Annotated in this window: 12 protein-coding genes and 1 pseudogene; 9 read left to right on the top strand and 4 right to left on the bottom strand. The window is 71.3% G+C overall.

The features are described from left to right. The 8 genes from ACFYM0_RS07535 to ACFYM0_RS07500 form a co-directional block, all read left to right on the top strand. The coding region (locus ACFYM0_RS07535; RefSeq protein ID WP_388497683.1) for an acyltransferase domain-containing protein at nt 1–2,721 on the top strand (2,721 nt) is incomplete at its 5' end. A 38-nt stretch (nt 2,722–2,759) separates the two neighbouring features. Next, nucleotides 2,760–3,548 (top strand): thioesterase II family protein, encoded by a 789-nt coding sequence (locus tag ACFYM0_RS07530; protein ID WP_388497682.1) that lies wholly within the window; start codon nt 2,760–2,762, stop codon nt 3,546–3,548. After that, nucleotides 3,545–4,993, top strand: a complete 1,449-nt coding sequence (locus ACFYM0_RS07525) for a DHA2 family efflux MFS transporter permease subunit (protein ID WP_388497680.1) — start codon at nt 3,545–3,547, stop codon at nt 4,991–4,993. Before ACFYM0_RS07530 ends, ACFYM0_RS07525 begins: the two co-directional genes overlap by 4 nt. A gap of 147 nt (nt 4,994–5,140) precedes the next feature. Next, nucleotides 5,141–5,926, top strand: coding sequence for a 4'-phosphopantetheinyl transferase family protein (locus tag ACFYM0_RS07520; protein ID WP_388497749.1), 786 nt, complete (start codon nt 5,141–5,143; stop codon nt 5,924–5,926). A gap of 42 nt (nt 5,927–5,968) precedes the next feature. Continuing rightward, entirely contained in the window at nt 5,969–7,552 is a 1,584-nt protein-coding gene (locus ACFYM0_RS07515; protein WP_388497677.1) for an acyl-CoA carboxylase subunit beta, read from the top strand. A 23-nt stretch (nt 7,553–7,575) separates the two neighbouring features. Continuing rightward, complete coding sequence (locus ACFYM0_RS07510; protein ID WP_388497675.1) at nt 7,576–7,779, top strand: acyl-CoA carboxylase subunit epsilon; 204 nt, start codon at nt 7,576–7,578, stop codon at nt 7,777–7,779. A gap of 67 nt (nt 7,780–7,846) precedes the next feature. Beyond that, nucleotides 7,847–8,641, top strand: coding sequence for an SDR family NAD(P)-dependent oxidoreductase (locus ACFYM0_RS07505; protein ID WP_388497672.1), 795 nt, complete (start codon nt 7,847–7,849; stop codon nt 8,639–8,641). A gap of 120 nt (nt 8,642–8,761) precedes the next feature. Beyond that, on the top strand, nt 8,762–9,667 hold the full coding sequence (locus ACFYM0_RS07500; RefSeq protein WP_388497671.1) for a helix-turn-helix transcriptional regulator: 906 nt from the start codon (nt 8,762–8,764) through the stop codon (nt 9,665–9,667). A gap of 38 nt (nt 9,668–9,705) precedes the next feature. Here the strand turns inward: ACFYM0_RS07500 and ACFYM0_RS07495 are convergent. The 3 genes and pseudogenes from ACFYM0_RS07495 to ACFYM0_RS07485 form a co-directional block, all read right to left on the bottom strand. Then, nucleotides 9,706–9,792 (bottom strand): annotated as a pseudogene (locus ACFYM0_RS07495) (VOC family protein); the annotation flags it as partial. 201 nt (nt 9,793–9,993) lie between these two features. Then, on the bottom strand, nt 9,994–10,701 hold the full coding sequence (locus tag ACFYM0_RS07490) for a response regulator (protein ID WP_388497669.1): 708 nt from the start codon (nt 10,699–10,701) through the stop codon (nt 9,994–9,996). Continuing rightward, complete coding sequence (locus ACFYM0_RS07485; RefSeq protein ID WP_388497666.1) at nt 10,698–11,948, bottom strand: sensor histidine kinase; 1,251 nt, start codon at nt 11,946–11,948, stop codon at nt 10,698–10,700. The genes ACFYM0_RS07490 and ACFYM0_RS07485 overlap by 4 nt, the downstream gene beginning before the upstream one ends. 140 nt (nt 11,949–12,088) lie before the next feature. On the opposite strand from ACFYM0_RS07485, the gene ACFYM0_RS07480 reads away from it, so the two are divergent. Beyond that, nucleotides 12,089–13,327 carry a serine hydrolase domain-containing protein gene (locus ACFYM0_RS07480; RefSeq protein ID WP_388497663.1) on the top strand — a complete coding sequence of 413 codons (1,239 nt, stop codon included), beginning with the start codon at nt 12,089–12,091 and terminating at the stop codon, nt 13,325–13,327. A 108-nt stretch (nt 13,328–13,435) separates the two neighbouring features. Here the strand turns inward: ACFYM0_RS07480 and ACFYM0_RS07475 are convergent, their stop codons facing one another. Continuing rightward, nucleotides 13,436–14,197 carry an enoyl-CoA hydratase/isomerase family protein gene (locus tag ACFYM0_RS07475; protein ID WP_388497662.1) on the bottom strand — a complete coding sequence of 254 codons (762 nt, stop codon included), beginning with the start codon at nt 14,195–14,197 and terminating at the stop codon, nt 13,436–13,438. Between the last annotated feature and the right edge of the window lie 2 nt (nt 14,198–14,199).

Here is a 14,199-nt window from a genome sequence, read left to right as displayed (position 1 = left end):
GAGGCCGAGGATGTGCGGGCTCGCCGTATCCCCGTCGATTACGCCTCGCACTCCGCGCATGTCGAAGCCATCGAGGAGCGGCTCGCCGAACTCCTTGCCCCGATCCGTCCTCGCACTCCCCGGATTCCCTTCCACTCCACGGTCACCGGCCGGCCCGTCACCGGTGAGCAGAGCGAACAGGACGAGCAGGGCGGACAGGGTGAGCGGCTCGACGCCGCGTACTGGTACCGCAACCTCCGCCACACCGTCCAGTTCGAAGACACCGTGCGGGACCTGCTGGCCGAAGGGCACCGCCTCTTCGTCGAGATCAGCCCGCACCCGGTCCTGGCCATCGGGCTCCAGGACACCTTCGAGTCCGCGGCTCCCGCCGGCCGTCCGCCGGCCGTCGTCGAGTCCCTGCGTCGCAACCAGGGCGGCACGGACCGCTTTCTCACTTCCGTCGCGCAGCTGTACGTTCGGGGCGGCGCGGTCGACTGGACGGACACCTCCGCACGCGCGCCGCGCCGGGTGCCCCTGCCCACCTACGCCTTCCAGCGACAGCACTTCTGGCTGGAGTCCGGCGGTGCCGGGGACGTCGCCTCCGCCGGTCTGACCTCCGTCGGCCATCCGCTGGCCGCCGCGGCCGTGGGCGTTCCGGGCAGCGGGCAGCTGCTGTTCACCGGCAGGCTGTCGCTGCGCACGCACCCCTGGCTCGCCGACCGCACCGTGCACGGCGCTCACTCCGTGGCCGGGTCCGTCCTGGCCGAACTCGCCCTGAGCGCGGGCGCGGAGGCCGGATGCCCGCACCTCGTCGAGCTGGAACACGAAGCCCCGCTCCTGATTCCCCGTCAGGGCGCCGTCCAGATACGCCTGTTGCTGGAGGCGGGGCAGGGGGAGTCGGGCAGCCGGCGGTTCTCCGTCCACACGCGCCCGCAGAACGCCCCGGACACCGAGGCCTGGACCCGGCACGCCCACGGCGCGCTCACCACCGAAGAGCCCGAACACCCCGCACACCCCGAACGCCCCGACGGCACCGAAGGGTCCGCACGGCCGGACGCCACCGGTCTCGACGTCTGGCCGCCGCGGCACGCGCAGCCCGTATCGGTCGACGAGCTGTACCAGGTCCTCGCAGCCCGGGGCCTGGGACACGGCTCGGCCTTCGGGCTGGTCACCGAGGCCTGGCACGCCGAGGGGGAGCTCTTCGTCGAGACCGCCCTGCCGGACGGGCAGTCCGAGGCAGGTTTCGCGGTCCACCCCGCGCTGCTCGACGCCGCCCTGCACCCGCTCCTCGCGCAGGCTGCCCAGGAGGCGGACGGGACGATGCTCGTGGACCGCTGGACGGACCTGGCCGTGCACGCCACCGGCGCCACCGCGCTCCGGGTACGGATCGTCCGCACGGGCGCGGACACCGCCTCGCTGACCGCAGTGGACGCGGCCGGCGGCCGGGTCCTCACCGCGGGGACGGTCCGCCTCGCACGGTCCGAGCCGCCCGCCCGCTCCGCCGGAGCCGACGTCGCGGGCGGCGGGGCCGGACCGGCGATGCGCCCCAGGGCAGTGACCGCCCGGCCGCGCCAGGCCGTCAACTCCGCCCCCGGTGGCATCGAGGGCCTGCGGGCCCGGGTCGCGGCGCTGCCTCCCCTGGAGGCGGAGGATGCGCTGCGGCGCCTCGTCCAGGGCGCCGTCGCCTCCGTGCTCGGGCACGCCTCGGCCGACGCCGTGGACCCGGACCGGTCGTTCATCGAGCTGGGCATCGAATCGATCACCGCGACCCAGTTGCGGACCCGGCTGCGCGAAGAGACCGGGCTGCCGCTGGCCGTCACCATGGTCTTCGACCACCCGACGGTCTCCCTGCTGGCCCGCCACCTCATGGAGGCCTTCGCCGACGGTGCGCGGTCCGGTCAGGCCGGGGCAGCGGGCGGGGGCCTGACGGCCCTGTTCCGGCAGGGCTGCGAGCAGGGCAAGCCCGTGGAGGCCGTGCAGCTGCTGGTGGCCGCCTCCCGGCTCCAGCCCGTCTTCGCGCGGCGGCAAGACGCGGCGCGCTGGCCGAGCCCGGTGCGCTTCGCCCGGGGCGAGGAGGGCCCCGCGATCTTCTGCTTCCCCTCGCTGGGGGCCATCTCGGGCCCGCACGAGTACCTGAAGTTCGCCTCCGCGTTCCAGGGCGTTCGCGACGTGACGGTCCTGCCGCACCCCGGATTCCTCGAAGGCGAGTCGCTCCCCGCCGACCGCGAGGCGCTCGCCCGCGCCCACGCCGAAGTGGTGCTGGAGGAGTCCGGCGGCAACCCCGTGGTGCTGCTGGGCCGTTCCTCGGGCGGCTGGATCGCCCACCGGGTGGCCCAGTACCTCGAGGAGCTCGGCCGGCCGGCCGTGGGCGTCGTCCTGCTGGACACGTACTCACGTACCGCCGACCGCTACAGCCTGCCGCTCATGACCTCCCAGATGGTCGCCAACGAGGACCTGTTCGTGCCGCTGGACGACACCCGGCTCACGGCGATGGGCGGCTACATCGGCATCCATGCCGACTGGCGGCCCACCCCGCACCGCACGCCCGCTCTGCTGCTGCGCGCCGAGGACGCCGTCCCCGGCGTACCCGCCGACGAGTCCGCGCCCGAAGGCGACCGGCCCGGCTGGGAGTTCACCACCCGGCGCACCGAAGTCCCGGGCGACCACTTCACGATGCTCGACGAGCACGTACGGACCACAGCGGACGCCGTCGAAGCCTGGCTGCGCGGCGGCCTCATATGACCCCCCGTCCCCCCACCACCGAGAGTGAACGTCCCCGCATGCAATCGACATCGTCCCAGCGAGAGTTGTGGCTACGGAAGTACCATCCGGGTCCGGAGGGCAACGGGCCGGTACTCGTCTGCTTCCCCCACGCCGGCGGAGCGGCCACCGCCTTCCGCCCCCTGTCGGGTGACCTCTCCGCGCACGCGGAGGTCTGGTCCCTGCAATACCCCGGACGCCAGGACCGGCACGCCGAAGCCCCCGCCACCCGCCTCGACGCACTCGCCGACGCGGCCGCCGCCCAGCTGGGTGCGTACACCGGGCGGCCCCTGGTGCTCTACGGCCACAGCCTGGGCGCCCTCGTCGCGTACGAGACGGCCCGGCGCCTGGAAGACGCCTTCCCCTGCGTCGACCTGGCGGGACTCCTCGTCTCCGGAGCGCAGGCCCCGTCGGTACCGCGGTCCCTCGGAGTGCACCTGCGTGACGACGACGGGGTCATCGACGAGATCCGCAAGCTGGGCGGCACCGCCCCGGAACTCCTCGCCGACCCCGACGTGCGCCGCATGATCCTGCCTGCCGTACGCGGCGACTACGAGGCGCTGGAGACCTACCGCTTCCGGGCCGCGGCTCCGCGGCTGCGCTGTCCGGTCAGCGCCCTGATCGGCAGCGCGGACGCGCAGACCACCGAAGGGGGTGCACGGCTCTGGGAGGAGACCACCGCGGGGGGCTTCGGCCTGCGCACCTTCCCCGGCGGCCATTTCTTCACCGAGTCGCACCGCCCGCAGGTCGCCGAGGCGCTCGCCGAAGACATCCGCTCGTTCACCCATGCAGCACGGAGGATCCGTTGACATCCCGTCCCCGCCCGTCGTTCGGGCTGACCGTTCTCGCGGTCTCACTGCCGATGTTCATGGTGGCCCTGGACAACCTGGTCGTCACCAACGCCCTGGCCTCCATCCGCCACGACCTCGGTTCCACGGTGGAGAACCTCCAGTGGGTGACCAACGCCTACGTACTCGGTTTCGCCGGCTTCTTGCTGACCGCCGCCGGACTCGGTGACCGTTACGGCCGGCGCAAGGTGTTCGTCATCGGCATCACCGCCTTCACCCTGGCCTCCCTCGGCTGCGGCCTGTCCGACTCGACCACCGCCCTGATCGTCTTCCGCACCCTGCAGGGCATCACCGCCGCCGCCGTGCTGCCGCTCTCGCTCACCATCCTCACGGTCTCGGTACCGCCGCAGAAGCGCGGCGTCGCCATCGGCCTGTGGAGCGCGATCAGCAGTCTCGCCGTCGCCCTCGCACCGCTCGTCGGGGGCGCCATCACCACCGGCATCGACTGGCACTGGATCTTCCTGGTCAACATCCCGATCGGTCTGATCGCCGTACCGCTCGTGCTCAAGGTGCTGGAGGAGAGCCGCGGAGCGGCCGCCAAGCTCGACATCCCCGGCCTGGTCCTGGCCTGCACCGGTGTGCTCGCCCTCGTCTGGGGCATCGTCAAGGGCGGCGAGGACGGCTGGACTTCGGCAGGAGTCGTGACGGCCTTCGTGGCCGCCGCCGTGCTGTTCGTGGTCTTCCTGCTGTGGGAGCGCAAGGCCCCGTCGCCGATGCTGCCGCTGGCCATCTACCGGATCAAGGCCTTCTCGCTGGCCAACGTGGTCTCCCTCGCCGTCTTCTTCGGCCTCTTCGGCCCGATCTTCCTCATCGCCCAGTACCTCCAGGTCGCCCGCGGCCACTCCGCCTTCGAGGCCGGCCTGTGGACCCTGCCGTGGGCGGTCATGCCGATGCTCGTCGCTCCCTTCGCGGGCAAGTTCGCCCCGCGGATCGGCAGCGGCGTGCTGATGGCGGCCGGTCTGTTCGTTTCCGGTGCCGGCCTGGCCTGGTTCGCGGCGGTCGCCGGAGTGGGCGCGTCCGACTGGGAGTACGTCGGTCCGTTCGTGCTGGCGGGTGCCGGCATGGGCCTGGTGTTCGCGCCGACGGCCATGGTGGTCATGAGCTCCGTCCCGCCGCAGATGGCCGGCAAGGCCTCGGGGGCCAACACGACCGTACGAGAGCTCGGCGGCGCCCTCGGAATCGCCGTGGCCACCAGCATCTTCTCCGGCTCCGGCTCCTACGACACCCCGCAGCACTTCACCGACGGCATGGTCCCGGGCCTGTGGGTCGGGGCCGCGGTCCTGGCCGCGGGAGCCTTGGTCGCCCTTGCGATTCCCCGCCCCCGGAAGGCGGCCGCGGGGCAACAGCAGTCACAGCAGCCGCAGCAGCCTGCGCCGAAGCAGGAAGCCTCCGCGGTGTCCAACTAGGCGAACGAGCCCAAGGGACGGCGCGACGCGCAGGGACGAGGTGCGCCCGGTGGCCCGTACTCCGCAGCGGCGGTACGGGCCACCGAGCCCCGGGCCCGATGCGCGGACAGAGCGGACCGAAAGGAAGTGCGCACACTCGTGATCACGATGCCGGGGCCGGGGCCGGGGCCGGGGCCGGGGCCGGGTCCGATGCCGGAGGACGGCACCGACTCCCCGCCGACGCATCAGCCGGACCTCTGGCTGCTCAGGGTGCCCGACGGCATGGGGGCGGACCGGTTCGACCAGTCCGTTCTGGACCCGGGGGAACGGGAGCGGGGCGCCTCCTTCGACCGCCCGGAGCACGCCTCGCTCTACGTCGCCTCGCACGTGGCCCTCCGGATGATCATCGGTGGGTATCTGAACGTTCCCCCACGGGACGTCGGGTTCTTCCGGGAACCGTGCCCCGGCTGCGGCGAAGCGCACGGCAGGCCCGCCGTCGCCGTGGGGGAGACCGACCCCGCACTGCACTTCTCCCTCTCGCACAGCGACGGCACGGCGCTGGTCGCCGTGGCCTCGGCCCCGGTGGGGGTCGACGTACAGGGGCTGCCCCGGAGCGACACGGTGACGGCCTGCCTCCCGTCACTCCACCCCGGAGAGGTTTTCGAGCTCACCAACGTGCCGCACGACGCGCGCCGCGAAGCGTTCTGCCGGATATGGGTGCGCAAAGAGGCGTACCTCAAGGGAATCGGCACGGGGCTGAGCAGGGACCCCTCGCTGGACTATCTGGGCGCCGAGATCCGCCGAAGGCCGGCCGGCTGGACCATCACCGACGTTCCCTGCGGCCCCTCGCACCACGGGGCAGTCGCGGTCCTGGGGAACCCCGGGACCACCGGGACCACCGGAAGTGGGCCCACGCTCCGCACTGTCTCCATCGGCTCTCTCGGCGTCACGTGAGACGTTCGCTCAAGCAACACTGTTCAAGGGATTCGGTGCGACATGCACGGGAACGAAGAAGGCGCGGGAATACGGGCCGCCATGTGCGATCGCGTGGCCGAGCTGCATGACTTGCGTGAGCAGGCGCGGCGTGGCCCGAGTGACCGGGCGACCGAGGCGCAGCATGCGAAGGGCAAGCTGACCGCTCGTGAGCGGATCGCGTTGCTGCTCGATGAGGGTTCCTTCAAGGAGGTCGAGCAGCTGCGTCGCCATCGTGCGACGGGGTTCGGTCTGGAGGCGAAGAAGCCTTACACCGATGGTGTGATCACGGGGTGGGGCACGGTCGAGGGCCGTACGGTCTTCGTGTACGCGCATGATTTCCGGATTTTCGGCGGGGCGCTGGGCGAGGCCCACGCGACGAAGATCCACAAGATCATGGACATGGCCATCGCGGCCGGTGCTCCGCTGGTCTCCCTCAACGATGGTGCGGGTGCCCGTATCCAGGAGGGTGTTTCGGCGCTGGCCGGCTACGGCGGGATCTTCCAGCGCAACACCAGGGCCTCGGGTGTGATCCCGCAGATCTCGGTGATGCTGGGCCCGTGTGCGGGCGGCGCCGCCTACTCCCCGGCTCTGACGGACTTCGTGTTCATGGTCCGGGAGACCTCGCAGATGTTCATCACCGGCCCGGACGTGGTCCGTGCGGTGACGGGTGAGGAGATCACCCAGAACGGCCTGGGCGGCGCGGACGTGCACGCCGAGACCTCGGGGGTGGCGCACTTCGCGTACGACGACGAGGAGACCTGCATCTCCGAGGTCCGCTACCTCATCTCGATGCTGCCCTCCAACAACCGGGAGAACCCGCCGGTCCACGAGACCGCCGACCCGGCCGACCGCCGCTCGGAGGTCCTGCTGGACCTGGTCCCCGCGGACGGGAACCGCCCGTACGACATGCTCAAGGTGATCGAGGAGCTCGTCGACGAGGGCGACGTCCTGGAGATCCACGAGCGCTGGGCCCGCAACATCATCTGCGCGCTCGCGCGGATGGACGGGCAGGTCGTGGGCATCGTCGCGAACCAGCCCGGTCACCTGGCCGGTGTCCTGGACATCCACGCCTCGGAGAAGGCGGCGCGGTTCGTCCAGCTCTGTGACGCCTTCAACATTCCGATCATCACGCTGCTGGACGTCCCCGGCTTCCTGCCGGGTGTCGACCAGGAGCACGGCGGGATCATCCGCCACGGTGCGAAGCTGCTGTACGCGTACTGCAATGCCACGGTGCCGCGGATCTCGCTGATCCTGCGCAAGGCCTACGGCGGTGCGTACATCGTCATGGATTCCCAGTCCATCGGCGCGGACCTCACTTATGCGTGGCCCACCAACGAGATCGCGGTGATGGGCGCCGAGGGCGCGGCCAACGTCATCTTCCGCAAGCAGATCGCCGATGCCGAAGACCCCGAGGCGATGCGTGCGCGCATGGTCAAGGAGTACAAGGCCGAGCTGATGCACCCGTACTACGCGGCCGAGCGGGGTCTGGTCGACGACGTCATCGATCCCGCCGAAACCCGCGAGGTCCTCGTCGCGGCCCTCGCGATGCTCCGCAACAAGCACGCGGACCTGCCCTCGCGCAAGCACGGCAACCCGCCCCAGTAGACCCCGAAGGAGAACCGCCACCGATGAGCAACGTCACCGCCACCCTGCTGAAGGTCGAGAAGGGCAACGCCGAGCCCGAGGAACTGGCCGCGATCACCGCGATCCTCCTCGCCCGCGCCGCGGCCACCCCTGACGACACCACCACCGCGACCGCCCGCTCCCAGGCCGGCTGGCGCCGCCTGGAACGCACCCCCGGCTTCCGCGGCCCCCGCAGCTGGCAGGGCTAGGGGGCTCTGGCAGACCCCGGTTGATCCGGCCCTGGCCGGTCCGAAGACGGGTGGCGAAGCTGTGGTCATGACCAACAGCAACAGTGAAGTGACCGGCTTCCAGGACCGTGTCGCCCTGATCACCGGCGGAACCAGCGGGATGGGCCTGGCAACCGCGCGTCTGCTCCTGGAAGCCGGCGCCCATGTCGTCGTCACCGGCCGCGACGATGCCCGCCTCGGCCGCGCAGCCGAACAATTGGACGCGGCGTCCGACCGGGGTGCCCGTCTGTTCACGGTGCGAGCCGACTCCGCCAGCCTCACCGATCTCGACCGCTTGGCCGCCCTGATCCGTGAACGGCACGGGCGCCTGGACGGGGTGTTCGCCAATGCCGGAGCCGGCGTGTTCCAGCGCAGTGGCGAGGTCACCGAACGGGACTTCGACCTCAGTGTCGACGTCAACTTCAAGGGAGTGTTCTTCACGGTCCAGAAGGTGCTTCCGCTGCTCGACGCGGCGGGTGGCGGTTCCATCGTGCTCAACGCCTCGTGGACCCTGCACCGGGGCCTGGCCGTCGCACCGGTGTATGCGGCCACGAAGGCCGCCGTCCACAATCTGGCCCGCACGCTGGGCAGTGATCTCGCCGGGCGCGGGATCCGGGTCAACTCGATCAGCCCCGGCTACATCGTCACCGAGATGTTCGATGCCGCCAACCCAGACCCCGCCTCGCACGATGCCATCCGCGCCCAGGTGCCGCTGAGGCGGCTCGGCCGGGCCCAGGACATCGCCGAGACCGTGGCCTTCCTCCTTTCTCCGCGGTCGTCCTACATCACCGCCCAGGACATCGTCGTCGACGGAGGCCTGGTGACCGCCCTCCCAACCTCCTGACAGCGAAGGGTGGCTGCCCGGCCCTGCCCGGCCCTGCCCAGCCCTGCCCGGTCCCGACCAGCCCTGCCTGGCCCTGGCAGGGCCAGGCAGCCACCCGTCACAACCGGCGACAATCGTCGTATGAGCACAGCAATCAACCTGGGCGAGTTCCTCCGGGGCCGCCGCTCCCTCCTGACCCTGGAAGACGTTGCACTGCCGGACTTCGGAGGCCGGCGCCGGGTCGCGGGCCTGCGCCGCGAAGAGATCGCACAGCTTGCGGGAGTGAGCGTCGACTACTACACCCGGATGGAACAGGGCCGCGTACCCAACCCCTCGGGCGCGGTACTCGACGCCCTCGCCCGCGCCCTGCGGCTGGACGCGGATGCCGCCCGGCACTTGCACCGCCTCGCCCGACCCCAGTCCGCCGCACGACACGTTCCCCCGCGCCAGACCCGGCCACAACGCGTGCGCCCCATGCTCCAGCGGCTGCTGGACGATCTGGTGGACATGCCGGCGATGGTGATGGGCCGACGCATGGACGTACTGGCCTGGAATGCGGCAGCGGTCGCCCTCTTCGGCGACTACGCGGATCTGGACCGGGCCGAACGCAACATCGCCCGGATCACCTTCCTCGACGAGACGACCCGGGAGCTGTACGCGGACTGGGCCTCCTGCGCCCGCGAGAACGTGGCCTACCTCCACATGGACGCGGGACGGCACCCAGAGGACCCACGTCTGGCGAGCTTGATCGGCGAACTGTCGATGAAGAGCGAAGACTTCCGCCGCTGGTGGGCCGAACACCCGGTGCAGGACAAGACCTCGGGCACCAAGCGATTCCACCATCCGGTGGTCGGCGATCTGGAACTGGCCTACGAGACCCTGCGCCCGACGGACGACCCGGACCAGGCCTTGATCACGTACGCCGCCGAACCGGGCAGCCCCTCGCACGACTCCCTGCGGATGATGCTGGCCTGGGCCACCGAGGCCTCTTCCTCCATGCCACCACGGAATGCTCGGCCAACCCCCGCCCCGGCACCCCCGCGCTGAGAGACGTACGCCCTGGGATCCGGAGCCGCGGGGCCGGATCAGCCCTGCTGTTCGCTGACGTTGACCATCCACGTGATGCCGAACTTGTCCGTGCACATGCCGAAGACGTCACCCCACATCTGCTTCAGGCGAGAGGCCACATTCACTCCCTTTGGGGCGAAAGGTCAGTGCGGGCAGCCTATGCGCGCCGCGTACGCACAGAGGGTTCCCCCGAGCCGTCCGTCGACCTCGTGTCGCATACCCGTAGGGCCTGGGGCGATCGATCCGGAGATCGCGGCACCGTGGACCGCAGGGCGGAGCTGCGTCGCGGCCCGTGCCGATGCCGGTCAGCCGGCGAAGCCCGGGACCACCAGGCCCGACTCGTACGCGATCACCACCGCATGGGTCCGGTTCTGCGCGCCGAGCTTGGTCAGCACATTCCCGACGTGCGTCTTGACCGTTTCCAGGCTCACCGTGAGGGACTCCGCGATCTCCGGATTGGAGAGCCCGGTGGCCACCAGGCGCAGCACCTCCTCCTCCCGGCCGGTCAGGGAGGCCCGCGGCAGGGCCTCTGCGGAGCCCAGCGGGCGGGGGGCGACCATGCGGCCCAGTGCGGCCGGGAAGAGCACCGCTTCGCCCGCCGCCACCACCCGGACCGCCTCCGCGATCCGGGGGACCGGGAGGCGCTTGAGGACGAAGCCGCTGGCGCCCGCGCTGAGGGCGGCCGTGACGTAGCCGTCGTTCTCGAAGGTGGTGATCACCACGACCTTCGGCGGTTCGGGCGCTTCGGCAACGAGTTGGCGGGTGGCCTCGATCCCGTTGAGACGCGGCATCCGGACGTCCATCAGGACCACGTCCGGTCGCAGGATTCTCGCCCGTTCGACCGCCTCGACGCCGTCGGCGGCCTCGCCGACCACAGTGATCCCCGGCTGCGCGGCGAGCAGCATGCGCAAGCCGCTGCGGGTGACCTCGTCGTCGTCCGCGATCAGGAGGGTGACGGAGGGGCCGGTGGCGGAAGGCAGGGCCGTGCCCTCGCCCGCGCCGGATCCGCTCATGCCGACACCCGTGCCGGCAGCCGGCAGGCCAGCCGCCAGTGCCGCGTCCCGTCCGGGCCGGCCTGGAATTCGCCGTGCAGCAGCCTGACGCGCTCGGCCAGTCCGGGCAGACCGTGGCCGGAGGTCGGGAAAGTACCCGGGCCGGGGCCCGGGCCCGTCCGTGCCCCGGTCAGGTTGACCACCGTGAGATCCAGTCCGTCCGGCCCGGCCGCCACCCGGACCTCGATCGGGCCGCCCGCCCCGTGGCGCAGCGCGTTCGTCAGCCCCTCCTGGAGAATCCGGTACGCCGCCCGGGAGAGCGTCCCCTGGACCAGTGACGGCTCGCCCGACAGCTCTGGTTCCACTACCGCGCCCGCGTGCCGCAGGCGGTCCAGCAGTTCGGGGAGATCGGCCAGGGTCCGGGTCGGAGCCGTTCCCGACTGTTCCTCGCGCAGAACACCGAGCACGTAGTCCAGGTCCTCCAGCGCGGCCCGCGTCGACTCCTCGATGCTGCGCATGGCGGCCCGCGCCGCCGCCGGGTCGACGGAGAGCACCTCGCCGGCCACCGCGGCCTGGATCGTCGCAGCGGTCAGCGTGTGCCCGATCGAGTCGTGCAACTCGTGGGCCAGTCGGTTGCGTTCGGCCAGCATCCGTTCCCGCTCGGCCGCCAGTGCGAGCCGCTCGGCCGACGACGGCCCCAACAGCCTCGGCGCCAGCCACCGCAGAGCGTTCGTCACCACCACGCAGACGGCAGCCGCCAGCAGCAGGCAGCCGAGCGCCACCGCCCAGCTGCCCCAACCACCCTCCGCGCGCGCCGACCAGCCGAACAGACTCAGCTCCACCTCGGAGCGGAGCCGGCCTCCCGGCAGGGTCAGGCCCGCGATGACCAGCAGGCCGCTCACCAGCGCGCCCGTCCACCCCAGTGCCACGTGCAGCACCAGCCAGAGCGGGGTCCGCCAGTGGTCGAGGCCGGGGGAACCAGAGGTACGGCGACCGGACACGGGTATCGGCAGCGGCACCCGCAGCAGCCGGCGGGCGGACACGACCAGCGCCCGCCGTACGGGGCGCGCCAGTCCGGCCACGCCGACCAGTGCCGCCCAGACCAGCAGGACCAGGACGATCTGCACGCTCTCGGGGGCGGATTGCCACGACAGCGCCGGCAACAGGGCGAAGGGCAGCAGCGGAAGGCTCGCCAGCGCGCCGCAATAGGCGAACAGCACACCCGAATACGTGGAGCCGCGCAACAGCGGCCGAATTCCCCTGATCATGGTCGCAGTATCGCCGGGCAGCCCCCCCGGCAGCCTCCCCCGATCGGGGGAGCGATTCCTCCCGACTTCCCGCGATGCGGTCGCAGGGCCCTGGAACCAGGATTCGTGTTCCGACCGAACGATTCCCCAGGAGTTGACTCATGCGAGCTCAGATCCGGCAGGGCCTTCGCCTTCCCTCACCGACCCGTCGGCAGCAGGGCGGCGGTCGGCGACGAGCTGCGTCGGTCGCGGCCGTGGCCGCGCTGGTCATCGGCGTCACGACCACGGGCGCCCTCGCCCCGTCCTCCGCCTCCGCCTCCGTCTCCGCCACCGCCTCCGCCACCGCCTCCGGTTCGGCCGCCCCCGCCGCTGCCGGCCCGAACGCCGTCCAGCAGAGTCTGAACGCGCTGGTGCGCGACGACGGCATGCCCGCCGCGCTGGCGAGTGTCCAGGACCGCGACGGCCGTACCCGTACCCACACCGCAGGAGTCGGTGACCTGACCACCGGCTCGAAGGTGCCCAGGGACGGCCAGGTACGGATCGGCAGCAACACCAAGACCTTCGTCGCGGTCGTCGTCTTGCAGCTGGTAGGCGAAGGGAGGATCGGCCTGGACACCACAGTGGACACCTACCTGCCCGATCTCGTCCGCGGCAAGGGGATCGACGGACGGCGCATCACCGTTCGCCAGCTCCTCCAGCACACCAGCGGACTCCCCGACTACAGCAACCACCTCGGGGACGACGTGCGGTACTACGCCCCGCGCGAGCTGCTCGACACAGCCCTCCGGCACCCGGCCGAGTTCGCCCCCGGGACGAGTTGGAAGTACAGCAACACCAACTACGTGCTCGCCGGCCTGATCGTCCAGAAGGTCACCGGCCGCTCCCTGGCCGAGGAGATCGACCGGCGCATCATGAAGCGCATCGGGCTGCGCCACACCTACTTCCCCGCCCCCGGTGATGCGGGAATCCGAGAGCCCCACCCCCACGGCTACCTCCGCGACGCGGCGGACGGACCACTGCGCGACATCACGGAGATCGACCCCTCTTGGGGCTGGGCCGCAGGCCAGATGGTCTCCACCAACTCCGACCTCAACCGCTTCTTCAGCGCCCTCCTGGCGGGCCGCCTCCTCCCCTCGGCCCAGCTTGCCCAGATGCGCTCCACCGTCCCGGCCGAAGCGACCTTCGGCCCCGCCGCCCGCTACGGACTCGGACTCGTCAGCAGGCCGCTGCCGTGCGGCGGTCTCTCCTGGGGCCACGGAGGCAGCTTCCCGGGGTACGAGACCCGGGGCGGCGCCACCGACGACGGCCGTGCCACCAACGTCGCGGTCACCATGCAGCTCGAGGGCGAGGAGGGCCGGAGGAATCTCGAACGCACCGTGGACACCACCCTGTGCCGCTGACCTCCGCGGGGGGCGTCCCCCAGCGGCCCACGAGTCACCTGGTCCTGTTCGCGCGAGCAGGCATCAAGGCCCCAGTCGTACGCGGGCGGGCGTTGCACCTGCCTGAAGTCACCGCCGATGCAACGCCCGCCTGGCGACAGCAGCCGTCAGCAACTCGTCGTCGAAGTGCGAGGCGACGGAAAGCTGAGTTGCGCCTGCGCGCGCGTTCAGCATGCTCTTGGTGATCCGCACGGTCGTCGGGTCACGACGAATGATCGGCTTCGCCCAGCGTGCGACTGCAGCGTCGAGATCGCCTTCCGGCACCACCTCATGCAGGATGGACAGCTGCTCCGCCCTGGCGGCGTCGAACGGCTCGGCCGTGAGGAGGAGCCGGCGAACCCAGGCCTGGCCCGCCTCTTCCGCGAGACGGGGAAGGACACCGCCCCAGGCGGGCGGGACTCCGAGGCCGACCTCCGGCATCCGGAACCGGCAGGTGTCTGCTCCGACGCGCAGATCGCAGAAGACCGCGAGGCCGAGGCCGGCGCCTATGACATCGCCGTGGAGGCGGGCGATGGTGACAAGTCTCAGTTGCGAGAGCGTCGAGCACACCCGCTGGGCCTTGTCGGCGAGGGACCTCAGCTCGGAGCCGGACGGGTCTCTCTCCAGCAGTGCGGGGAACTCCGCTCGGTCACCTCCCTGGCAGAAATGGTCTCCCGCACCGGACAGCACCATCACGCGGACGGTGCTGTCGTCCTCCAGGGCGCGCAGGACCTGCAGCAGTTCGCTGAGCATCTGGCCGTCGACGCTGTTGCCCGTCTCGGGGCGGTTGAGCTGCACCCTGAGGATGGGCCCTTCGTCGGTTACCTGGAGGGCCTTGAAGTCCGTGAGCATGT

Source organism: Streptomyces sp. NPDC006487 (assembly GCF_042870555.1).
Taxonomy (GTDB): Bacteria; Actinomycetota; Actinomycetes; order Streptomycetales; family Streptomycetaceae; genus Streptomyces.
The sequence above is the reverse complement of the archived record's forward strand: the minus strand, read 5'-3'. Positions and strand labels throughout refer to the sequence as shown.